Raw genomic sequence first — 26030 nt, forward strand, 5'->3', positions numbered from 1 at the left:
ACCGACGACAGACCCCGCGGGCACGGCACCCCGCGTCACCACGGCGAGGTGTGCGTGCTCGGGGTGTTCCTCGCTCAGCCACTCCTGCACTCCGTGCAGGACCTCGCCGAGGACCTGCTCCACCGGACCGTCACCGGCCGACAGCACCGTCCATGCCGGGGCTTCCTCCGCCGTGTGGCCGGAAGCCCTGCCCCGCGGCAGCGGGACCCACTCCACCGCGAAGAGCGCGTTGTCCGCTCGACCGACGGAGGACAGCTGGTCCGCCGACACCTCGCGGGACATCAGCGAACGCACCACCGCGACGGGCAGACCGGCGTCGTCGGCCACCTGCACGGTGATGCCCTCGCCGTCGGGACGGATCGCCACCCGCAGCGTGGCCGCGCCGACCGCGAACAGCTCCACACCCGACCACGCGAACGGCAGCCGCGCCCCCGGGGCGTCGGCGATCAGCAGCCCCGAAGGGTGCAGTGCCGCGTCGAAGAGGGCGGGGTGGATACCGAACCCGTCCACCGGATCCGCGATCGCCACCTCGGCGTAGACACCGGAAGCGTCCCGCCAGGCCGCCCGCACCCCCTGGAACGCCGGGCCGTACGCCAGGCCCACCCCTGCCAGGACGTCGTAGAAGCCGTCCAGGTCAACTGCCGTGGCTTCCTGCGGGGGCCACAGCTCCAGATCGAACCCGGGCGTTCGGGTGTCCGAGGCGGCGAGAAAGCCCGATGCATGCAGCGTCCACTCGGCCGCGCCCTCGGAGCGAGCGTGGAGGTGGACCGGGCGGTCGCCCGAGGGATCGGGTTCCTCGATCCGGATCTGGACCTGGACGCCGCCGGACTCGGGCAGCACCAGCGGGGCGCGCAGGACCAGCTCACGGAGCAGACCGCAGTCGACCTCCTGGCCGGCGCGCAGCGCCATCTCCACCAGCGCGGTGCCGGGCACCACGACACGGCCGAGCACGAGGTGGTCGGCCAGCCAGGGCTGAGTATCCATGGAGAGGCGGCCGGTGAGGAGTACGCCGTCCGCGTCGGCGAGGGCCACCACGGAGCCGAGCAGCGCGTGCTCGGCGCCCTGGATGCCCAGTGCGCCCGCGTCCGCGCCGAGTACGCCCGGCTGCGGCCAGTAGCGCTCGCGCTGGAAGGGGTAGGTGGGCAGGCCGACCGTCCGGCCGCCCCAGCCGGCGAACACCGCGCGCCAGTCGATGGCGGTGCCACAGGCCCACAGGCGGCTGATCGCGGTCAGCGCGGTGTCGGTCTCGTCGCGGTCCTTGCGCAGCACGGGGACGAACACGGCACCGCTGGCGGTGGCGGTGGCGGTGTCCTGGGCCATGCCCGACAGCACACCGTCCGGGCCGAGTTCGAGGTAGCGGGTGACGCCCATCGCGTCGAGCGCCGCCACACCGTCCGCGAAACGGACCGCCTGGCGGACCTGGTGCAGCCAGTACCCCGGCTGCTGCATGGCACCCGGCTCGGCCACCGCACCCGTCAGGTTCGAGACCACCGGGATCCGGGCCGGGTGGAAGGTCAGCCCGTCCAGCACGGCCGCGAACGCGTCCAGCATCGGCTCCATCAGCGCCGAGTGGAAGGCGTGCGACACCGACAGCACCCGCACCCGCAGGCCGCGCTCGGCGCACTCCGCCGCATACCGCTCGATCGCGTCCGAGTCGCCGGACAGGACGACGGAGTTGGGGCCGTTGACGGCGGCGATGTCGAGGCCGGAGTCGGCGACGTCGGCCTCGGTGGCCTGGACGGCGAGCATGCCGCCGCCCGCGGGCAGCGCCTGCATCAGCCGGCCGCGCTCGGCCACCAGCACGCACGCGTCGTCCAGGTCGAGGATGCCCGCGACATGCGCGGCGCTGATCTCGCCCAGCGAGTGGCCCAGGAGCACGTCCGGGGTGATGCCCCACGCTTCGACCAGCCGGAACAGGGCGACTTCGAGGGCGAACAGGCCGGCCTGCGCCCACATCGTGTGGTCCAGGTCGGTGCCGTCGGTGAGCACGTCCCGCAGGGGGCGCTCCAGCCGGACGTCGAGGCGGGCGCAGACGGCGTCGAAGGCCTCGGCGTAGACGGGGAACGCCTGGTAGAGCCCCAGGCCCATGCCGGCGCGCTGGGAGCCCTGGCCGGTGAAGAGGAACGCGGTCCGGCCCTCGGCCGCCACGCCCTCGGCGAGCGTCGTGTCCCCCGCCAGCACCGCGCGGTGCTCCAGCGGAGCCCGAGTGGTGGCCAGCGACCAGCCGACGTCCACCGGATCCAGGGTGGGGCGCTCCGAGGCAAAGGACCGCAGGCGTTCGATCTGGGCACGCAGGGCGGACTCGGACTTCGCCGACACCGCCCACGGAATGAGCCTGGGTGGCGTCGCACGGACCGCCGTCACCTTGACGGTCTCCGCGGCGGAAGGCTGTTCGAGGATGACGTGGGCGTTGGTGCCGCTGATGCCGAACGAGGAGACGGCGGCACGGCGCGGGCGGTCCGACTCGGGCCACGGACGCTGTTCGGTGAGCAGTTCGACCGCGCCGGTGGTCCAGTCGACCTGCGGGGACGGCTCGTCGACGTGCAGGGTGGCCGGGAGCACGCCGTGCCGCATGGCCATGATCATTTTGATGATGCCGGCGACACCGGCGGCGGCCTGGGTGTGGCCGATGTTGGACTTGATGGAGCCCAGCCAGAGCGGCTCGCCGGTCTCGCCGCGGTCCTGGCCGTAGGTGGCGAGCAGGGCCCCTGCTTCGATGGGGTCGCCGAGGCGGGTGCCGGTGCCGTGCGCCTCGACGACATCGACGTCGGCGCCGGTCAGGTCGGCGTTGGCCAGGGCCTGGCGGATGACCCGCTGCTGGGAGGGTCCGTTGGGGGCGGTGAGGCCGTTGGAGGCGCCGTCCTGGTTGACGGCGCTGCCCTGGACGACGGCGAGGATGTGGTGGCCGTTGCGGCGGGCGTCGGACAGCCGTTCGACGAGGAGGAGGCCGACGCCCTCGGCCCAGCCGGTGCCGTCGGCGGCGGCGGCGAAGGACTTGCAGCGGCCGTCGGCGGCCAGGCCGTCCTGGCGGTCGAACTCGGCGAACGCGCTCGGGGTGACCATGACGGTGACGCCGCCGGCCAGGGCCAGGTCGCACTCGCCGCTTCGCAGGGCCTGGGCGGCCAGGTGCAGGGCGACCAGGGAGGAGGAGCAGGCGGTGTCGACGGTGAGGGCCGGGCCCTCGAGGCCGAAGACGTAGGCCAGGCGGCCGGAGATGACGCTGCTGGCGGTGCCGGTGAGCAGGTGTCCCTCGGCGCCGGTGACTCCGGTGCCGTAGCCGGAGGGGGAGGCGCCGGCGAACACGCCGACGTTGTGGCCCTTCAGGGAGCGGGGGTCGATGCCTGCGGTTTCGAGGGTTTCCCACGCGGTTTCCAGCAGCAGGCGCTGCTGGGGGTCCATGGCGAGGGCCTCGCGCGGGCTGATGCCGAACAGGGCGGCGTCGAACTCGTCGGCGTCGTGGACGAAGCCGCCCACCGAGGCGCTTGAATCGAGCAGGGTGGTGGGCCAGCCGCGGTCGTCGGGGAACGGGGTGATGCCGTCCGCCCCGGCGGCGACCAGGTTCCACAGCTCCTCGGGGGAGGTGACGCCTCCGGGGTAGCGGCAGGCCATGCCCACGATCGCGACCGGTTCGTCGAGGACGGCACCCGTGACTGCGGGGGTGTTCGGTGCGGTGTGGCCTGCCAGGTGGGACAGGAGGTGGTCGGTGAGGGCGGTCGGGTTGGGGTGGTCGAAGACGAGGGTGGCGGGGAGCGTCAGGCCGGTCTCGGTGGTCAGCAGGTTGCGCAGTTCGACCGCCATCAGCGAGTCGAAGCCCAGATCGCGGAACGCCCGCCCGGGCTCGACCGCGTCCGCACCCGTGTGCCCGAGCACCGCGGCGGCCCGCTCACGCACCAGATCCAGCACGAATCGGGCCCGTTCCCCGGCAGGGACGTCCAGGAGCCGCTGCCGCAGTCCCTGCGCGGCACCACCGTCCGGCGTGCCCGCGAGCGCCTCCGCCGCCTCCGGAAGCTCGGAGAACAAGGCGCTGGGACGGGACGAGGTGAACGCCGGGGAGAACACCGACCAGTCAGTGTCGGTGACGGTCACGCAGGTTTCCTGGCCGTCCACCGCCGCTGCCAGGGCCCGGATCGCGAGGGCCGGGTCCATCGGCGCCAGCCCACGCCGACGCAGGCTCCTGCCGGCTTCCGGGTCCATGGCCATGCCGGCCTCGGCCCAGGGGCCCCAGGCCACGGATGTGCCGGGGAGTCCGCGGTCGTGGCGGTGCTGGATCCAGGCGTCGAGGAAGGCGTTGCCGGCCGCGTAGGCGGCCTGGCCGCCGCTGCCCCAGGTCGCGGCGATCGAGGAGAAGACGACGAAGAGGTCGAGCGGCAGATCCGCGGTCAGCTCGTCGAGGTATCTCGTGCCGTCGACCTTGGCCCGCAGTACGGCGTCGAACGACGCACTTGTGCTCTGTTCCAACCCTTCCATGTCCACCACCCCGGCCGCGTGCACGACGCCGGTCAGCGGCAGGTCGGCGGGCACGTCGGCGAGGACGGTGGCGAGGGCGTCGCGGTCGGCCACATCGCAGGCCGCGACCGTGACCTGCGCCCCCAGCCCGGACAGCTCCTCGACCAGCCCCTCGGGCGCGATGCCGCGGCGGCTGGTCAGCAGCAGATGCGGCACCCCCCGGCCCGCCAGCCAGCGCGCGACCTCGGCACCCAGACCACCGGTGCCACCGGTGACCAGCACCGTCCCCGACGGCCGCCAGCCCTCACCGACCACGCCTGCCGGCAGCGCACGCGCCAGGCGGCGGCCGTACACACCCGCCCCGCGGATCGCGATCTGATCCTCACCACCACCGGCGGCCAGGACGCCGGCGAGGCGGGCGCCCGCCCGCGCGTCCAGGACCTCGGGCAGGTCGACGAGACCGCCCCAACGCTGCGGCAGCTCCAGCGCCGCGACCCGGCCCATGCCCCACACCGCCGCCAGGTCCGGATCAGTCAGCCGGTCCGAGCCGCCCACCGACACCGCGCCCCGGGTCAGCACCCACAACGGCGCGTCCACCCCGGCCAGCGCCTGCACCACGGCCAGTGTCTCCACCCACCCCGACGGGGCCAGGACGACACCCGCCAGGTCGGGCAGTCCCGGCACCTCTGCGGCTTCCACACCGACCACGGTCGCGCCCGCCGCCGACAGGGCCGCGGACACCGCCGGATCCCCGGCGCCGACAACCGCCCACACCCCCGACAGCACTCCCGCCTGCGGCAGGCCGTCCAGCGGCTTCCACATGACCCGGTAACGCCACGAGTCGAGCGTCGAACGCTCCCGGTGACGCCGCCGCCACTCCGCCAGTGCCGGCAGGGCCGACTCCAGACCCGCCAGCTCGGACAGGTCCTCGCGTTCCACCGCGTCCCAGAACGCGGCATCGACCAGATCCCCACCACCGCCCGCAGCGGCCACCGCCGACAGCTCCGGCCAGAACCGCTCCCGCTGGAAGGCATACGTCGGCAGATCCACCACCCGACCGCCCCAGCCGGCGAACACCGCAGACCAGCCGACCCCGACACCACAGGCCCACAGACGACTCACGGCGGTCAGCGCACTGCCGGCCTCGTCCCGGTCCTTGCGCAGCACAGGCACGAACACGGCGTCGGAGACCGTCTCCTGGGCCATGCCCGACAGCACACCGTCCGGACCCAGCTCCACATACCGCGTCACGCCCATCGCCTCGAGCGTGGCGACACCGTCGGCGAACCGCACCGCCTGCCGCACCTGACGCAGCCAGTACCCCGGCTGCTGCATGGCACCCGGCTCGGCCACCGCACCCGTCACGTTCGACACCACCGGGATCCGCGCCGGGTGGAAGGTCAGGCCGTCCAGCACGGTTGCGAACGCGTCCAGCATCGGCTCCATCAGCGCCGAGTGGAACGCGTGCGACACCGACAGCACCCGCACCCGCACGCCGCGCTCGGCGCACTCGGCGGCATACCGCTCGATCGCGTCCGAGTCGCCCGACAGGACGACGGAGTTGGGGCCGTTGACGGCCGCGACGTCCAGACCGGAGCCGGCGACCTCGGCCTCGGTCGCCTGCACGGCCAGCATGCCGCCGCCCGCGGGCAGCGCCTGCATCAGCCGGCCCCGCTCGGCGACCAGGGTGCAGGCGTCGTCGAGGTCGAGGATGCCCGCGACGTGGGCGGCGCTGATCTCGCCCAGGGAGTGGCCGAGGAGCACGTCGGGGGTCACGCCCCACGACTCGACCAGGCGGTACAGGGCGACTTCGAGGGCGAAGAGGCCGGCCTGTGCCCACATCGTGTGGTCCAGGTCGATGCCGTCGGTCAGGACCTCGCGCAGCGGGCGCTCCAGCCGGACGTCGAGGCGGGCGCACACCGCGTCGAAGGCCTCGGCGAAGACCGGGAACGCCTCGTAGAGCCCCAGGCCCATGCCCGCGCGCTGCGAGCCCTGGCCGGTGAACAGGAACGCGGTCCGGCCCTCGGCCGCCACGCCCTCGGCGAGCGTCGTGTCCCCTGCCAGCACCGCACGATGCTCCAGCGGAGCCCGAGTGGTGGCCAGCGACCAGCCGACGTCCACCGGATCCAGCTCCGGCCGCCCCGCCACGAACGACCTCAGCCGCTCCACCTGAGCCCGCAACGCGGGCTCGGACTTCGCCGACACCACCCACGGCACCAACCCGGGGCGCACCACCGAAGGCTCGGCGGCCGCCACCGGCTCCAACTCCGGGGCCTGCTCCAGGATCACATGCGCGTTCGTGCCGCTGATGCCGAAGGACGACACCGCCGCACGCCGCGGACGCTCCACCATCGGCCACGGACGGGACTCGGTCAGCAGCTCGACCGCGCCCAACGACCAGTCCACGTGCTGCGACGGCTCGTCGACGTGCAGCGTCGCGGGCAGCACGCCGTGCCGCATCGCCATGACCATCTTGATCACGCCCGCGACACCGGCCGCGGACTGGGCGTGCCCGATGTTCGACTTGACCGACCCCAGCCACAGCGGTTCGCCGCTCTCGCCCCGGCTCCGGCCGTAGGTGAGCTGGAGTGCCTCCGCCTCGATCGGGTCGCCGAGCCGTGTGCCGGTGCCGTGCGCCTCGACCACGTCGATGTCTGCGCCCGTCAGCCGGGCGTTGGCGAGGGCCTGGCGGATCACCCGCTGCTGCGCGGGGCCGTTCGGGGCGGACAGGCCGTTGGAGGCGCCGTCCTGGTTGATCGCGCTGCCCCGCACCACGGCGAGGATCTTGTGCCCGTTGCGGCGGGCGTCCGACAGACGCTCCACCAGCAGGACGCCGACGCCCTCGGACCAGCCGGTGCCGTCGGCCGCCGTGGCGAACGACTTGCACCGGCCGTCCGAGGCGAGACCGCCCTGCTTGGCGAAGGCGCTGAACGAGCCGGGGGTCGCCATCACGGCGACTCCGCCGACCAAGGCCATGCGGCACTCGCCCTGGCGGAGTGCCTGCGCGGCGAGGTGGAGGGCGACCAGCGACGAGGAGCACGCCGTGTCCACGGTCACCGCGGGGCCTTCGAGGCCGAAGACGTAGGACACGCGGCCCGACAGGACGCTGCTGGCGCCCCCGGTCAGGGCGAACGACTCGGCGTCCTCGGAGCCCTGGTCGATCAGGCCGTAGCCGGAGGGCGAAGCCCCGATGAACACTCCGGTGGGCGTGCCCGCGAGTGAGCGCGGGTCGACGCCCGCGGTTTCGAACGCCTCCCACGCGGACTCCAGCAGCAGCCGCTGCTGCGGGTCCATGGCGAGCGCCTCGCGCGGGCTGATGCCGAACAGGTCGGCGTCGAAAAGGTCGGCGTCGTGGACGAAGCCGCCCCTGGGCGCATAGGTCTCGGGTCCCTGGTCCCGCTCGGATTGTTCCCAGCCGCGGTGGGCGGGGAAGTCCGTGATGGCGTCGGTGCCTGTGCTCACCAGTTGCCAGAACTCGTCGGGGCCCGCGACATCGCCGGGGAGCCGGCAGCTCATGGCGACGATGGCGATCGGCTCGCTGTTCGCGGCCAGGATCTCCCGGTTCTGGGTGCGGAGCCGCTCGGCTTCCTTGAGGGAGACCCGCAGCGCTTCGACGATTCGCTTGTCGGCCGAGTCAGCGGTCATTGGTTTCTCCAGAACTGGCTTCGTGCCGTGCGGCGTCGAGCGCGATTTCGATGAGGGCTTCGGCGTCCAGGTCGTCCAGCGAGTCGAGTCTCTCGGTCGAGGACTGCTCGACGGCGTCTGTGGGTTCCGCCAGTTTCAGCAAGGTGTCCACGAGTCCGGCTTCCCGCAGCCGCTCGATCGGGATCGCGGCGAGGACACCGCGGATCTCGGCGTCACGGGAGTCGGACACGGGGTCGTCCGGTGCGGTGGGTTCCGGCATCAGCTCGGTGAGGAGCAGGTCGGCCACCGCCTGCAGCGAACGGAAGTTGAAGACGAGGCTCACCGGGAAGCGCAAGCCTGTCAGCCGGTTGAGGTGATCGCGGAACTCGACTGCCATGAGGGAGTCGAACCCGAGGTCCTTGAACGCCTCGCCCGCTCCGATCGCATGCGGATCGCGGTGTCGCAGGACGGTCGCGGCCGTGGACCGGACCATGTCCAGCAGGATCCGTTGACGCTGTGCGGCCGGGGCGTCCGCCAACCGGTCCCGCAACTCGGCACCGGTGTTCTCCTCCGTTTCGTCGGCAGGAGTCGCTCCGGCGGCCGGGTCTTCGGACGTCGCGGTGAACTCGTGGAGCAGCGGGCTGGGCCGCAGGAGGGTGAAGGCTTCGGCGAAGCGTGTCCAGTCGACGTCGGCGACGGTGAGGCCGCTGTCGCCGTGGTCGACCGCCTGGGCCAGGGCGCGGATCGCCAGGTCCGGTTCCATCGGGGTCAGCCCGCGCCGGCGCAGGCTCCCGGCAGCTTCCGGGTCCGTGGCCATGCCGGCTCCGGCCCAGGGGCCCCAGGCGATGGATGTGCCGGGGAGTCCGCGGTCGTGGCGGTGCTGGACCCAGGCGTCGAGGAAGGCGTTGCCCGCCGCGTACGCACTCTGACTGCCACTGCCCCAGGTCGCGGCGATCGACGAGAACACCACGAACAGACCGATCGGCATCCCGGCGGTGAGTTCGTCGAGGTAACGGGTCCCGTCGACCTTCGCGCGGAGCACCGTCGCGAAGGTCTCGGGGGTGGCTTCCTCGATCCGCTGCGGGAGGTCGAGACCGGCCGCGTGCACGATGCCGGTGAGCGGCCACTGCTCCGGAACACCGGCGATCACCGCCGCCAGGGCATCCCGGTCGGCCACATCGCAGGCCGCGACCGTGACCTGCGCCCCCAGCCCGGACAATTCCTCGACCAGACCCTCCGGCGCGATGCCGCCGCGGCTGGTCAGCACCAGATGCGGCACACCCCGGCCCGCCAGCCAGCGCGCCACCTCCGCACCCAGCGCACCGGTGCCGCCCGTGACCAGCACGCTGCCCGACGGGTCCGGGTCCCACGGCGTGGCCGGCACACCGCCAGGCACCGCACGCTCCAGCCGACGCCCGAACACCCCGGTCCCACGGACCGCGACCTGATCCTCACCGCCGCCGGCCGCATCGGCGGCCAGGACACCCGCGAGAAGCTCACCGGCCCGCGCGTCCAGCTCGGCCGGCAGGTCGACGAGACCGCCCCAACGCTGCGGCAGCTCCAGGGCAGCGACCCGGCCCATACCCCACACCGCCGCCAGATCCGGATCGCCGAGCCCGTCCGCATCACCGACCGACACGGCGCCGCGCGTCACCACCCACAGCGGTGCGTGCACCCCGGCCAGTGACTGCACCACGGCCAGCGTCTCCGCCCACCCGGACGCGGACAGGACGACACCCGCCAGGCCAGGCAGTCCCGGCACCTCCTCGACGGGCAGGCCGACCACGGTCGCGCCCGCGGCCTCCAACGCGGCGGACACCTCCGGGTCCTCGGTGCCCACGACCGCCCAGATACCGGACAGCACCGCCGTCTCGGGCAGGCCGTCCAGCGGCTGCCAGGTGACGCGGTAACGCCACGAGTCCAGCGTCGAGCGTTCCCGGTGGCGCCGCCGCCAGGCGGACAGTGCCGGCAGGGCCGACTCCAGACCGGCGAGTTCCGTCAGGTCCTCACGTTCCACCGCGTCCCAGAAGGCGGCATCGATCGGATCACCGCCACCGCCCGCGGCAGCCGTGGCCGAAAGCTCCGGCCAGTAGCGCTCACGCTGGAACGCGTAGGTGGGCAGATCGACCACCTGCCCGCCCCAACCGGCGTACACCGCCGTCCAGTCGACCTCGACTCCGGACACCCAGAGTCGACCGGCCGCCGTGAGCACGGTGTCGGTCTCCTCACGGTCCTTGCGCAGGAGGGAGACGAACTCCGCCTCGCTCCAGGCCTCTTGCGCCATGGCGGACAGGACCGCGTCAGGGCCGAGCTCGACGCAGCGGCTCACACCGAGTTCCGCGGCGGCCGCGAGGCCGTCGGCGAAGCGGACGGCCTGCCGAAGCTGGTTCAGCCAGTAGCGGGGCTCCTGCATCAGACCGGGTTCGGCCACCGCGCTCGTCACGTTGGACACGATCGGAATCCGGGCCGGGTGGAAGGTCAGACCGTCCAGCACGGTCGCGAACTCGTCCAGCATCGGTTCCATCAGGGCCGAGTGGAAGGCGTGCGACACCGACAGGACGTTGAACCGCAGGCCACGCTCGGCGCACTGGGCGGCGTAGCGTGCGATGGCTTCGGTGGTGCCGGAGAGGACGACGGAGTTCGGGCCGTTGACGGCGGCGATGTCCAGGCCGGAGCCGGCGACATCCGCCTCGGACGCCTGGACGGCGAGCATGCCGCCGCCCGCGGGCAGCGCCTGCATCAGGCGGCCCCGCTCGGCCACCAGCACGCACGCGTCGTCCAGGTCGAGGATCCCGGCCACATGTGCGGCGACGATCTCGCCCAGGGAGTGACCGAGGAGCACGTCGGGGGTCACGCCCCACGACTCCACCAGCCGGAACAGGGCGACTTCGAGGGCGAAGAGACCGGCCTGCGCCCACATCGTGCGGTCCAGGTCGACACCGTCGGTCAGGACGTCGCGCAGCGGACGCTCCAGCCGGACGTCAAGCCGCGCGCACACGGCGTCGAAGGCCTCGGCGTAGACGGGGAACGCCTCGTACAGCCCCAGCCCCATGCCGGCACGCTGCGAGCCCTGGCCGGTGAAGAGAAACGCGGTCCGGCCGTCAGCGGCCCTGCCCGCGGCGAGCACTTCCCCGTCAGGGGCCAGCACCGTACGGTGCTCCAGCGCGGCCCGGGTCGTCGCCAGCGACCAGCCGACGTCCACCGGATCCAGCTCCGGCCGCCCCGCCACGAACGATGTCAGCCGCTCGGCCTGTGCCCGCAACGCGGTCTCGGACTTCGCCGACACCAGCCACGGCACCAAGCCCGGTGCCTGTCGCGGCGCGGCGACCGGAACCGGCTCGGGCTCCGATTCCGGAGCCTGTTCGAGGATGACGTGGGCGTTGGTGCCGCTGATGCCGAAGGACGAGACGCCCGCGCGGCGCGGACGGTCCGACTCGGGCCAGGGACGCGCCTCGGTGAGCAGTTCCACCGCACCGGCCGACCAGTCCACCTGCGGCGACGGCTCGTCCACGTGCAGCGTCGCGGGCAGCACGCCGTGCCGCAGCGCCATGACCATCTTGATCACACCGGCCGCACCCGCGGCCACCTGTGTATGACCGATGTTCGACTTCAGCGAGCCGAGCCACAGCGGCTCACCGGTCTCGCCCCGCTCCTGACCGTAGGTCGCCAGGAGCGCCTGCGCCTCGATCGGGTCGCCGAGACGGGTGCCGGTGCCATGGGCCTCGACCACGTCGATGTCGGCACCGGTGAGCCGGGCGTTGGCCAGGGCCTGGCGGATCACCCGCTGCTGGGACGGCCCGTTCGGCGCCGTCAGACCGTTGGACGCACCGTCCTGGTTGACGGCACTGCCGCGCACCACCGCGAGGATCTTGTGCCCGTTGCGTTGCGCGTCGGACAGCCGCTCCACCAGCACCGTACCGACGCCTTCGCCCCAGCCCGTCCCGTCCGCGGCAGCCGCGAACGACTTGCAGCGGCCGTCCGCGGCCAGTCCGTCCTGCCGGTCGAACTCGGCGAACATGCCCGGTGTGGCCATCACCGTCACACCGCCGACGAGAGCGAGTTCGCACTCACCGGCCCGGAGCGCCTGCCCCGCCCAGTGCAACGCCACCAGGGAGGAGGAGCAAGCGGTGTCCACTGTGACGGCAGGGCCTTCCAACCCGAACACGTAGGCGACGCGCCCGGAGATCACACTCGGCGCGTTGCCGGTCAGCAGATGACCGTCCGCCCCCAGCGTTCCGGGGACGCTGTACCCGGACGACGACGCTCCGGCGAAGACACCCACGCTGCGACCCCGCAGGGAACGCGGGTCCATTCCGGCCGACTCGAACGTCTCCCACGCGGCCTCCAGCAGCAAGCGCTGCTGCGGGTCCATGGCGACGGCCTCACGCGGCGAGATGTTGAACAAGGCGGCGTCGAACCGGTCCACGTCGTGCACGAACCCACCCAGGCCGGCGGCACCGCCGGGCACCTCGGCCGGCCAGCCGCGATTTGACGGGAAGGCGGACATACCGTCCACTCCGCCAGTGACCAGCTCCCACAGCTGGTCGGGAGACGTGACCTCCCCCGGGAACCGGCAGGCCATGCCCACGATCGCCAGCGGCTCGTCGAGCGGCACGACCCGGGCCGGCGCCGTCGGCACCGGCTCGTCGGCTCCGAAGAACTGCTGGGCCAGGTAGACGCTCAGCACGGTCGGGGTGGGGTAGTCGAACACCAGCGTCGCGGGCAGCCGCAGGCCGGTGGCGGCGGTCAGCCGGTTGCGCAGTTCGACGGCGGTGAGCGAGTCGAAGCCCAGGTCCTTGAACGCCTGACGCTCACCGACCGCGTCGGTCGAACCGTGGCCCAGGACCGTCGCGGCGCTGCCGCGCACCAGCTCCAGCAGCATCTGGTGCCGCTGGGCCTCGGGGACGGACCGCAGCCGCTGGGCGAGTGCCAGGCCGGCGACGGACTCCTGCGCGACCGCACGCCGCACCCGGCCCGACACCAGGCCGCGCAGCAGCGCGGGCACCTCACCGGCCGCACGCACGGCAGCAAGGTCGAGGCTGACCGGTATCAGGTGTGCTGTGGGGCGGTTGAGGGCGGTGTCGAAGAGGGCGAGTGCCTGCTCGGTGGCCAGCCCGCGCGCGAGCTGGTCCTCAAGATGACCGGTCATCGCACTGGCCTGCTGCCACATGCCCCAGGCGAGGGAGAGGCCGGGCAGGCCGTGTGCGCGGCGGCGGATCGCGAGGGCGTCGAGGTAGGCGTTGGCGGCCGCGTAGTTGGCCTGGCCCGGGGTGCCGAAGGTCGCCGACGCCGAGGAGTAGAGCACGAACATGGCGAGATCGCTGCCGCGGGTCAGCTCGTCCAGGTTCGACGCGGCGGTGGCCTTGGCGCGCAGGACGGTGTCCAGACGCTCCTGGGTCAGCGCGGTGACGATGCCGTCGTCGAGGACACCCGCGGCGTGGACGACGCCGGTGAGCGGAACCTCGGCGGGGATGGCGTCGAGGACGGTGGCGAGGGCATCACGGTCGGCCGCGTCGCAGGCCACGATGCGGGCGCGGGCGCCGAGTTCGGCGAGTTCCTCGACGAGGTCGGCCGCGCCGGGGGCGCCGGGGCCCTGGCGGGACAGCAGGAGCAGGTTCCTCGTGCCGTGCTCGGTGACCAGGTGGCGGGCGAGGAGCCCGCCGAGGGTTCCGGTGCCGCCGGTGATCAGCACCGTGCCGTCGGGGTTCGGGCGGACGGGGAGGGAGAGGACGTTCTTGCCGGTGTGCTTGGCCTGGGCCATGTGGCGCCAGGCGGTGACCGCTTCACGCACGTCCCACACGGTCAACGGCAGCGGCTGGAGGGAGCCCTGTTCGAAGAGGGCGACGACCTCGGCCAGGATGCGGCCCATCCCCTCGGGACCCGCATCCGACAGGTCGAACGGGTAGTACGGGACGTCGAGGCCGGCCCGGATGTCGGTCTTGCCCATCTCGACGAACCGGCCGCCGGGGGCCAGCAGCCTGAGGGAGGCGTCGAGGAACTCGCCCGCAAGCGAGTTCAGCACGACGTCGACACCCCTGCCGCCGGTCGCGGTCCGGATCCGGTCTTCGAAGTCGAGGTCGCGGGAGGAGGCGATCCGTGAGGGGTCGACTCCGCCGGCGATGACGGTGGGCCACTTGGCGGGACTGGCGGTGGCGTACACCTCCAGGCCCCAGTGACGGGCCAGTTGCACGGCGGCCATGCCGACACCGCCGGCGGCCGCGTGGATCAGCACGGATTCACCGGCCTTGACCTGGGCCAGGTCCCGCAGCCCGTACCAGGCCGTGGCGAACACCAGCGGCACCGCCGCCGCCTGCGCCCACGACCAGCCCGACGGAACCTTCACGAGCAGTTCCCGGCCCGCCACCGCCTCGTCGGCGAACCCACCGTCGAAGAAGCCGAAGACCCGGTCCCCGACGGCAAGGTCGCCGACACCGGGACCGGTCTCCACGACCACGCCGGCCGCCTCGGAGCCCATGGTTCCGGGTTCCGGATACATGCCCAGGCCCAGGAGCACGTCCCGGAAGTTCACACCCGCCGCACGGATCTCGACCCGCACCTGGCCGGACTCCAGAGGCAGCGAGCCGGCCGCCTCAAGGTGGAGGGACTCCAGCGTGCCGTCCGTCCCGGGCAGAAGGCGCCAGGTGCCGTCCGGCAGTACCAGTCCGCTGCCTCCGGCGCGCATCAGGCGGGGTGCCAGCAGCACACCGTCACGGAGGGCCACCTGCGGCTCGTCGAGTCCGGCCAAGAGGGCCAGGTCGAGCCGTTCCTCAGATGCCGGGTCGGTGTCGACGAGCACGATCCGGTCCGGGTGCTCCGACTGCGCCGAGCGCACCAGACCCCACACCGCCGCACCCACCGGGTCCACGACGACGCCAGCACCCGCGGGCATCGCGCCCCGGGTCACGACCGCCAGACGCGAGCCGAACGTGCTCTCGTCCGCCAGCCACTCCTGCACACCGTGCAGCACCTCACCGAGGACCTGCTCCACCGGACCGTCACCGGCCGGCAGCACCGTCCACGCCGCAGCCTCCGCCGAGTCCTCTTCGGTGACAGCGGTGATCCCAGGTGATACCGGAACCGGCACCCATTCCACCGCGAACAGCGCGTCGTCCGCCGCCTGCCCGGCCGCCGACAGCTGCTCCGCCGACACCGCCCGCGACACCAGCGCACGCACGAGAGCGACCGGCGCACCCGTGCCGTCCGCCGCCTGCACGGTGAAGCCCTCGCCCTCGGGACGGATCGCCACCCGCAGCGCGGTCGCGCCGACCGCGAACAGCTCCACCCCCGACCACGCGAACGGCAACCGCGGCCCACTCGCTTCGGCGTCGGCGCTCGGGACCAGCCCGGAGGGGTGCAGGGCCGCGTCGAAGAGGGCGGGGTGGATACCGAACCCGTCCACCGACTCCGCGAATGTGACCTCGGCGTAGACACCGGAAGCGTCCCGCCAGGCCGCCCGCACCCCCTGGAACGCCGGACCGTAACCGAAGCCCGCACCGGCCAGCGCCGCGTAGAAGCCGTCGACGTCCACCGCCTGCGCACCCCGCGGAGGCCACACACTCAGCTCGAAGCCCGCCCCCGATGCGGCCTGCTCCGCCAGCGAACCGGACGCGTGCAGCGTCCATTCGGCCGCGCCCTCGGCACGGGCATGGACATGCACCGGCCGGTCGCCCGAGGCATCCGGGCCCTCGACCCGGATCTGGACCTGCACACCACCGGACTCGGGCAGCACCAGCGGCGCGCGCAGGACCAGCTCCCGCAGCAGACCGCAGTCGACCTCCTGGCCGGCGCGCAGCACCATCTCCACCAGTGCGGTGCCGGGCACCACCACATGCCCCGACACCACATGATCGGCCAGCCAGGGCTGGGCGTCCACAGACAGCAGACCGGTCAGAAGACTGCCGGCGCCCTCGGCCAACGAGACCGAGGTCCCCAACAATGCATGTCCAGAGGCGAACTGACCGCTCCCACCCGGCACCGACTGCGGCCAGTACCGCTGGTGCTGGAACGCGTAGGTCGGCAAAGCGACCTGGCGGCCGGTGAGCAGCGCGGACCAGTTCACGTCCACGCCGGTGGCCCATGCCTCGCCGAGGGACGTCAGGAGGCGGTGCATGCCGCCCTCACCGCGTCGCAGGGTGCCCAGCACCACGGCGTCGGCCCCGGTCGCGTCGATGGTCTCCTCGATGCCGACGGTGAGCACCGGGTGGGCGCTGACCTCGACGAAGGTGCGCATCCCCTGTCCGAGGAGGGCACGGACCGCGGTCTCGAACTCGACGGTGGAGCGCAGGTTGTCGAACCAGTACCGGGCGTCCAGTCCACCGTCGACGCTCTCGCCGGTCAGGGTGGAGATCATCGGAACCGTGCCGGTGGCCGGGGACAGGTCGGCCAGGTCGGCCAGGATCCGCTCCCGGAGCCGGTCCATCTCCGGCGAGTGCGACGCGTAGTCCACCGGAACGCGGCGCGTGCGGATGCCCTGGCGTTCGCACGCGGCCATGAACGAGTCGAGGGACTCGGCGTCGCCGGAGACCACGGTGGAGGACGGACCGTTCACCGCGGCCACCGACACCGTGCCCGGCAGCAGGCCCTCGACCGCTTCCCGGCCGGCCGCCACGGACACCATGCCCCCGCCCCCGGCCACCGCCACCAAGGCCTGCGAGCGCAGCGCCACCACCCGCGCCGCGTCCTCCAGCGACAGCCGGCCCGCCACACACGCCGCGGCGATCTCACCCTGCGAGTGCCCCACCACCGCGGACGGCACCACACCCGCCGAACGCCACACCTCCGCCAGGGCGACCATCACCGCCCACAGCACCGGCTGGACCACATCCACCCGGTCCAGGTCCCCGTCCCGCAGCAGCACATCGGTCAGCGACCAGTCCACAAACGGGGCCAGCGCGGTCTCGCACTCGGTCAGCCGCTCCCGGAACACCGGCGAGGCATCCCACAACTCCCGCGCCATGCCCACCCACTGCGAGCCCTGACCCGGGAACACGAACACCACACCACCGGCACCCGCAACGGCCGAGGTGGCCACGGACAGCCCGGCCAGCAGCTCCTCCCGGCCCTCCCCCACGACCACCGCACGGTGCTCCAGCGCGGCCCGCGTCGTCGCCAGCGACCAGCCCACGTCCGCCGGGTCCAGCCCGGGACGCTCCGCGACGAACGAGGCCAGCCGCTCCACCTGCGCCCGCAGCGCGGCCTCGGACTTCGCCGACACCACCCACGCCGACACACCAGAATCCGAAACAGGAGAGACCGAGGCCTCCGGCTGCGGGGCCTGCTCCAGGATCACGTGCGCGTTCGTGCCCGACATGCCGAACGAGGACACCGCCGCACGCCGCGGACGCTCCACCGCGGGCCAGGCCCGCGCCTCGGTCAGCAGCTCCACCGCACCCGCCGACCAGTCCACCTCCGCCGACGGCTCGTCCACGTGCAACGTCGCCGGCAGCATCCCGTGCCGCAGCGCCATCACCATCTTGATCACACCCGCGACACCCGCGGCGGACTGCGTGTGACCGATGTTCGACTTCACCGAGCCCAGCCACAACGGCTCACCGGCCTCACCGCGTTCGCGGCCGTAGGTCGCCAGCAGCGCCTGCGCCTCGATCGGATCCCCGAGACGCGTACCGGTGCCGTGCGCCTCCACGACATCCACGTCCGCACCCGTCAGCCGGGCATTCGCCAGCGCCTGGCGGATCACCCGCTGCTGCGAGGGCCCGTTCGGCGCCGTCAGACCGTTCGACGCACCGTCCTGGTTGATCGCGCTGCCCCGCACCACCGCGAGGATCGTGTGCCCGTTGCGCTCCGCGTCCGACAACCGCTCCAGCATCACCAGGCCGACGCCCTCGGACCAGCCGGTCCCGTCGGCCGCCGAGGAGAACGCCTTGCACCGGCCGTCGCCGGCCAGCCCGTCCTGCCGGTCGAACTCGATGAACGCGCCCGGTGTGGCCATCACCGTCACACCACCGGCCAGCGCCATGTCGCACTCACCCGACCGCAGCGCCTGACCCGCCAGATGCAACGCCACCAGCGACGACGAACACGCGGTGTCCACCGTCACCGCCGGGCCCTCCAGCCCGAACGCGTAGGAAACCCGCCCTGAGATCACACTGCTCGCGGTACCGGTCAGCATGTGTCCTTCGGCACCCGGGATCCCCGCCGCGCCGTAGCCGGACGAGGCGGCGCCGGCGAACACGCCGACGCTCCGGCCACGGAACGACCGTGGGTCCATTCCGGCCGACTCGAACGTCTCCCAGGCGGCCTCCAGCAGCAGCCGCTGCTGCGGGTCCATCGCCAGCGCCTCACGAGGGCTGATCTCGAAGAGTCCGGCGTCGAAGCCGTCCACACCGTGGACGAACCCACCAAGTCGCGTCATGTCAGCGAGCGCCTCGCTCGGCCAGCCACGGTCGAGGGGGAACGGCGAGATGCCGTCCCTCCCGTCGGCGACCATGTCCCACAGCTGCTCGGGGGACACGACCTCCCCCGGGAAACGGCAGGCCATTCCCACGATCGCCAGCGGCTCATCGCTCACGTCCGACGTGAGCTGACGGGCCGACTCTGCGATCGCCTCCGACTCGCCGAAGAACTGCTGGGCCAAGTAGTCGCTCAGCACGGTCGGGGTGGGGTAGTCGAACGCCAGCGTCGCGGACAGCCGCAGGCCGGTGGCGGCGGTCAGCCGGTTGCGCAGTTCGACGGCGGTGAGCGAGTCGAAGCCCAGGTCCTTGAACGCCTGACGCTCACCGACCGCGTCGGTCGAACCGTGGCCCAGGACCGTCGCGGCGCTGCCGCGCACCAGCTCCAGCAGCATCTGGTGCCGCTGGGCCTCGGGGACGGACCGCAGCCGCTGCACCAGCGCCAGACCGGCCACGGACTCCTGCGCGACCGCACGCCGCACCCGGCCCGACACCAGGCCGCGCAGCAGCGCGGGCACCTCACCGGCCGCACGCACCGCAGCAAGGTCAAGATTGGCCGGCACCAGGTGTGCCGCAGAGCGTCGCAGTGCGGTGTCGAAGAGGGCGAGCGCCTGCTCGGTGGCCAGCCCGCGCGCGAGCTGGTCCTCAAGATGACCGGTCATCGCACTGGCCTGCTGCCACATGTCCCAGCCCAGCGAGAGACCGGGCAGGCCGTGTGCGCGGCGGCGGATCGCGAGGGCGTCGAGGTAGGCGTTGGCGGCCGCGTAGTTGGCCTGGCCGGGGGTGCCGAAGGTCGCCGACGCGGAGGAGTAGAGCACGAACATGGCGAGGTCGCTGCCGCGGGTCAGCTCGTCCAGGTTCGACGCGGCGGTGGCCTTGGCGCGCAGGACGGTGTCCAGACGCTCCTGGGTCAGCCCGGTGAAGACACCGTCGTCGAGGACGCCGGCGGCGTGGACGACGCCGGTGAGCGGGGTCTCGGCGGGGATGGCGTCGAGGACGGTGGCGAGGGCGTCGCGGTCGGCCGCGTCGCAGGCCACGATGCGGGCGCGGGCGCCGAGTTCGGCGAGTTCCTCGACGAGGTCGGCCGCGCCGGGGGCGCCGGGGCCCTGGCGGGACAGCAGGAGCAGGTTCCTCGTGCCGTGCTCGGTGACCAGGTGGCGGGCGAGGAGCCCGCCGAGGGTTCCGGTGCCGCCGGTGATCAGCACCGTGCCGTCGGGGTTGGGGCGGACGGGGAGGGAGAGGACGTTCTTGCCGGTGTGCTTGGCCTGGGCCATGTGGCGCCAGGCGGTGACCGCTTCACGCACGTCCCACACGGTCAACGGCAGCGGTGCGAGCACACCCGCCTCGAACAGGGCGACGACCTCGGCCAGGATGCGGCCCATACGCTCGGGACCTGCGTCGGTGAGGTCGAACGGGTAGTACGGGACGTCGAGGCCGGCCCGGAGGTCGGTCTTGCCCATCTCGACGAACCGGCCGCCGGGGGCCAGCAGCCTGAGGGAGGCGTCGAGGAACTCGCCCGCAAGCGAGTTCAGCACGACGTCGACACCCCTGCCGCCGGTCGCGGTCCGGATCCGGTCTTCGAAGTCGAGGTCGCGGGAGGAGGCGATGCGTGAGGGGTCGACTCCGCCGGCGATGACGGTGGGCCACTTGGCGGGACTGGCGGTGGCGTACACCTCCAGGCCCCAGTGACGGGCCAGTTGCACGGCGGCCATGCCGACACCGCCGGCGGCCGCGTGGATCAGGACGGATTCACCGGCCTTGACCTGGGCCAGGTCCCGCAGTCCGTACCAGGCCGTGGCGAACACCAGCGGCACCGCTGCCGCCTGCGCCCACGACCAGCCCTCGGGCACCCGGACCACCAGACGGCGGTCGGTGACGGCGTCGGTGGCGAATCCGCCGTCGAAGAACCCGAAGACCCGGTCCCCGACGGCAAGGTCGCCGACGCCGGGACCGGTCTCCACGACCACGCCGGCCGCCTCGGAGCCCATGGTTCCGGGTTCCGGATACATGCCCAGGCCCAGGAGCACGTCCCGGAAGTTCACGCCCGCGGCACGGATCTCGACCCGCACCTGGCCGGGGCCCGGCTCCTGCACGTCGGCGGCGGCGACGTGGAGGGACTCCAGCGTGCCGTCGGTGCCGGGCAGAAGGCGCCAGGTGTCGTCGGGCAGTACCAGTCCGCTGCCTCCGGCGCGCATCAGGCGGGGTGCCAGCAGCGCACCGTCACGGAGGGCGACCTGCGGCTCGTCGAGTCCGGCCAGGAGGGCCAGGTCGAGCCGTTCCTCAGATGCCGGGTCGGTGTCGACGAGCACGATCCGGTCCGGGTGCTCCGACTGCGCCGAGCGCACCAGACCCCACACCGCCGCACCCACCGGGTCCACGACGACGCCAGCACCCGCGGGCATCGCGCCCCGGGTCACGACCGCCAGACGCGAGCCGAACGTGCTCTCGTCCGCCAGCCACTCCTGCACACCGTGCAGCACCTCACCGAGGACCTGCTCCACCGGACCGTCACCGGCCGGCAGCACCGTCCACGCCGCAGCCTCCGCCGAGTCCTCTTCGGTGACAGCGGTGATCCCAGGTGATACCGGAACCGGCACCCATTCCACCGCGAACAGCGCGTCGTCCGCCGCCTGCCCGGCCGCCGACAGCTGCTCCGCCGACACCGCCCGCGACACCAGCGCACGCACGAGAGCGACCGGCGCACCCGTGCCGTCCGCCGCCTGCACGGTGAAGCCCTCGCCCTCGGGACGGATCGCCACCCGCAGCGCGGTCGCGCCGACCGCGAACAGCTCCACCCCCGACCACGCGAACGGCAACCGCGGCCCACTCGCTTCGGTGTCGGCGCTCGGGACCAGCCCGGAGGGGTGCAGGGCCGCGTCGAAGAGGGCGGGGTGGATACCGAACCCGTCCACCGACTCCGCGAATGTGACCTCGGCGTAGACACCGGAAGCGTCCCGCCAGGCCGCCTGGACGCCCTGGAACGCCGGACCGTAGCCGAAGCCCGCACCGGCCAGCGCCGCGTAGAAGCCGTCGACGTCCACCGCCTGCGCACCCCGCGGAGGCCACACACTCAGCTCGAAGCCCGCCCCCGATGCGGCCTGCTCCGCCAGCGAACCGGACGCGTGCAGCGTCCACTCGGCCGCGCCCTCGGCACGGGCATGGACATGCACCGGCCGGTCGCCCGAGGCATCCGGGCCCTCGACCCGGACCTGGACCTGCACACCACCGGACTCCGGCAGCACCAACGGAGCCCGCAGCACCAGCTCCCGCAGCAGACCGCAGTCGACCTCCTGGCCGGCGCGCAGCACCATCTCCACCAGTGCGGTGCCGGGCACCACCACATGCCCCGACACCACATGGTCGGCCAGCCAGGGCTGGGCGTCCACAGACAGCAGACCGGTCAGCACAGTCCCGTCGCCCTCGGCCAGGGCCACCACGGAGCCCAGCAGCGCGTGCTCGGCGCCCTGGATGCCCAGTGCACCCGCGTCCGCGCCGGTGACACCCGGCTGCGACCAGTAGCGCTCGCGCTGGAAGGCATACGTCGGCAGATCCACCACCCGGCCGCCCCAGCCGGCGAACACCGCAGACCAGCCGACCCCGACACCACAGGCCCACAGACGACTCACGGCGGTCAGCGCGGTGCCGGCCTCGTCCCGGTCCTTGCGCAGCACAGGCACGAACACGGCACCGCTGGCGGTCTCCTGGGCCATGCCCGACAGCACACCGTCCGGACCCAGCTCCAGATAGCGGGTCACGCCCATCGCGTCGAGCGTGGCGACACCGTCGGCGAACCGCACCGCCTGCCGCACCTGACGCAGCCAGTACCCCGGCTGCTGCATGGCACCCGGCTCGGCCACCGCACCCGTCACGTTCGACACGACCGGGATCCGCGCCGGGTTGAACGTGAGGCCGTCCAGCACCGCCGCGAACTCGTCCAGCATCGGCTCCATCAGCGCCGAGTGGAACGCGTGCGACACCGACAGCACCCGCACCCGCACGCCGCGCTCGGCGCACTCGGCGGCATACCGCTCGATCGCGTCCGAGTCGCCCGACAGGACGACGGAGTTGGGGCCGTTGACGGCCGCGACGTCCAGACCGGAGCCGGCGACCTCGGCCTCGGTCGCCTGCACGGCCAGCATGCCGCCGCCCGCGGGCAGCGCCTGCATCAGCCGGCCCCGCTCCGCCACCAGCACACACGCGTCGTCGAGGTCGAGGATCCCGGCGACGTGGGCGGCGCTGATCTCGCCCAGCGAGTGGCCGAGGAGCACGTCGGGGGTCACGCCCCACGCTTCGACGAGCCGGTACAGGGCGACTTCGAGGGCGAAGAGGCCCGCCTGCGCCCACATCGTGTGGTCGAGGTCCACGCCGTCGGTCAGGACCTCCCGCAGCGGGCGCTCCAGGCGGGCATCGAGGCGCGCGCACACCGCGTCGAAGGCCTCGGCGAAGACGGGGAACGCCTCGTAGAGCCCCAGCCCCATGCCGGCACGCTGCGAGCCCTGGCCGGTGAACAGGAACGCGGTCCGGCCCTCGGCCGCCACGCCCTCGGCGAGCGTCGTGTCCCCCGCCAGCACCGCACGGTGCTCCAGCCCGGCCCGGGTCGTCGCCAGCGACCAGCCGACGTCCACCGGATCCAGCTCCGGCCGCTCCGCCACGAACGACCTCAGCCGCTCCACCTGAGCCCGCAGCGCGGGCTCGGACTTCGCCGACACCACCCACGGGACCGCCTGCGGGGTCCACGTCTGCAGGTCGATCGGGGCGGGCTCCAGTGCCGGCTCCGCTTCCGGTGCCTGTTCGAGGATGACGTGGGCGTTCGTGCCGCTGATCCCGAACGACGACACGCCCGCGCGGCGCGGACGGTCCACCGCGGGCCAGGCACGCGCCTCCGTCAGCAGTTCCACCGCGCCGGCGGACCAGTCCACCTGCGGCGACGGCTCGTCGACGTGCAGCGTGGCGGGCAGCACGCCGTGCCGCATCGCCATCACCATCTTGATCACGCCCGCGACACCCGCGGCCGCCTGCGTGTGACCGATGTTGGACTTCACCGACCCCAGCCACAGGGGCTCGCCGGCCTCGCCGCGCTCCTGGCCGTAGGTCGCCAGCAGCGCCTGCGCCTCGATCGGGTCACCCAGCCGGGTGCCGGTGCCATGCGCCTCGACGACATCGACATCGACGCCGGAAAGCCGGGCGTTCGCCAGCGCCTGGCGGATCACCCGCTGCTGCGAGGGCCCGTTCGGCGCCGTCAGACCGTTGGACGCACCGTCCTGGTTGACGGCACTGCCGCGCACCACCGCGAGGATCTTGTGCCCGTTGCGCTCAGCATCCGACAACCGCTCCAGCATCAGGACACCGACGCCCTCGGCCCAGCCGGTCCCGTCGGCCGCCGAGGCGAACGACTTGCACCGGCCGTCCGTCGCGAGCCCGTCCTGCCGGTCGAACTCGGTGAACACGTTCGCCGTGGCCATCACGGTCACGCCGCTCGCCAGCGCCAGGTCGCACTCGCCCCCCCGAAGTGCCTGTGCCGCCCAGTGCAGGGCGACCAGCGACGACGAACACGCCGTGTCGATCGTGGCCGCCGGACCCTCGAGTCCGAACGCGTACGCCACCCGGCCGGAGATCACGCTGTTCGCCGTACCGGTCAGCAGGTGACCGTCGGATCCTGGGACACCGCCGTAGCCGTATCCGGACGAGGACGCGCCGGCGAACACGCCCACGCTGCGGCCTCGTTGCGCACGCGGGTCCATTCCCGCCGACTCGAACGTCTCCCACGCGGCCTCCAGCAGCAGCCGCTGCTGCGGGTCCATGGCGAGCGCCTCACGCGGCGAGATCCCGAACAGGCCCGCGTCGAACCCGGCCGCGTCATGGACGAACCCGCCCATGCCACCGGCCGCCTCGGCCACATCGGCCGGCCAGCCGCGGTCCGCCGGGAACACCGACATGCCGTCCGTCCCGCCGGCGACCAGGTCCCACAACCGCTCCGGCGAGTCGACTCCACCCGGGTAGCGGCAGGCCATGCCCACGATCGCGATCGGCTCGTCGGCCGCGCCCGCCCGGGCCGGCACCATTTCCGCGGGCCGGTCCGCGCCGAGAAGCTGGGCCTGGAGGTACTCCGCCAGCACTCGCGGCGTGGGGTAGTCGAACGCCAGCGTCGCGGGCAGAGTCGTCCCGGTGTGCGAGGACAGCAGGTTGCGCAGTTCGACCGCCATCAGCGAGTCGAAGCCCAGATCACGGAACGCCCGCCCGGGCTCCACCGCCTCCGCGCCGGAGTGCCCCAGCACGCTCGAAGCCTGCTCCCGCACCAGGGCCAGCAGCATCTCCTGCCGCCGGACCTCGGAAACGGCCATCAGCTTCTCACGCAGCGGCGACTCCGCGCCGGGAGCGCCGCCCGGGGCGGTGTCGGCCAGGGCGGCCGCCTCGGGCAGGTCGCCGAGCAGCGCACTGCGCCGTGCCGAGGTGAAGGCGGGCAGGAAGGTGGGCCAGTCGACGTCGGCCACCGTCAGCGTGTCCAATTTTCCGTCGATCGCCTGGGCCAGTGCCCGCATCGCGAGCTCCGGATCCATCGTGTGCAGCCCGTGCCGCCGCAGGTACTCCCCCGTCTCGCCCTCGGTGGCCATGCCCACCTCGGCCCAGGGGCCCCAGGCCACGGATGTGCCGGGGAGTCCGCGGTCGTGGCGGTGCCGGATCCAGGCGTCGAGGAAGGCGTTGCCGGCCGCGTAGGCGGCCTGGCCGCCGCTGCCCCAGGTGGCGGCGATCGACGAGAAGACGACGAAGAGGTCGATCGGCAGGTGGGCGGTGAGCTCGTCGAGATGCGCTGTGCCGGTGACCTTGCTCGCGAGCACCTCCCCCACGGCGTCCAGACCGGTGAGGTCCAGCTTCTCGGGAGTCCCGACGCCGGCGGCGTGCACGATGCCGGTCAGTGGTGTGTGGGTGGGGATGCGGGCGATGACTTCGGTGAGGGCGTCGCGGTCGGTGACGTCGCAGGCGGCGACGGTGACCTGGGTGCCGAGGCGGGCGAGTTCCTCGGTCAGGCCGTCGGGGGCGTTGCCGCTGCGGCTGGTGAGGACCAGGTGGGGGGTGCCGCGGTGGGCGAGCCAGCGGGCCACGACGGTGCCGAGGGCGCCGGTGCCGCCGGTGATCAGGACGGTGCCGGTGGGGGTCCACGGGGTGGTGGGCGGTGTGGTGGGCGGGGCGTGCAGGACGCGCCGGCCGTGGACCCCGAAGTCGCGGACGGCGACCTGGTCCTCGCGGCCGTCGGCGAGGACGCCGACGAGGCGGGCGGCCGTGTTCGTGTCGGTTGTGGGGTGGGTGTCGGTTGTTGCGGGGAGGTCGATGAGGCCGCCCCAGACGTGGGGTGCCTCGAGTGCGGCGACGCGGCCCATGCCCCAGATGGTGGCCTGGGCCGGGTTGGTCAGCGGGTCCGATGCCGTGGTGGACACGGCGCCGCGGGTGGTCACCCACAGGGGGGCGGTGAGGTGGGTGTCGGTGAGTGCCTGGAGCAGGGTCAGCACGCCGGCGAGGGGTGCGGGGATGCCGTCGTGTGCGGGCCGGCTGGTG

Annotated in this window: 2 protein-coding genes (both cut by a window edge); both read right to left on the bottom strand. The window is 73.1% G+C overall.

Going from position 1 to position 26030, the window contains the following annotated elements; genetic code table 11:
* On the bottom strand, window positions 1-8091 hold the 5' end (the start) of the coding sequence (locus AC6F7H_RS00595) for a type I polyketide synthase (protein WP_500754534.1). The gene continues 20241 nt to the left of window position 1, outside the view; the window shows 8091 of its 28332 coding nt (coding positions 1-8091); it begins with the start codon at window positions 8089-8091; its stop codon lies off the left edge, out of view.
* A protein-coding gene (locus tag AC6F7H_RS00600; RefSeq protein ID WP_500754536.1) for a type I polyketide synthase crosses the window boundary here: on the bottom strand, window positions 8081-26030 show its 3' portion. Its footprint extends 13511 nt past the window's final position; only the last 17950 of its 31461 coding nucleotides appear in the window; the start codon falls outside the window, past its right edge; its stop codon occupies window positions 8081-8083. The genes AC6F7H_RS00595 and AC6F7H_RS00600 overlap by 11 nt, the downstream gene beginning before the upstream one ends.

Source organism: Streptomyces sp. MMS24-W38, assembly GCF_059889265.1.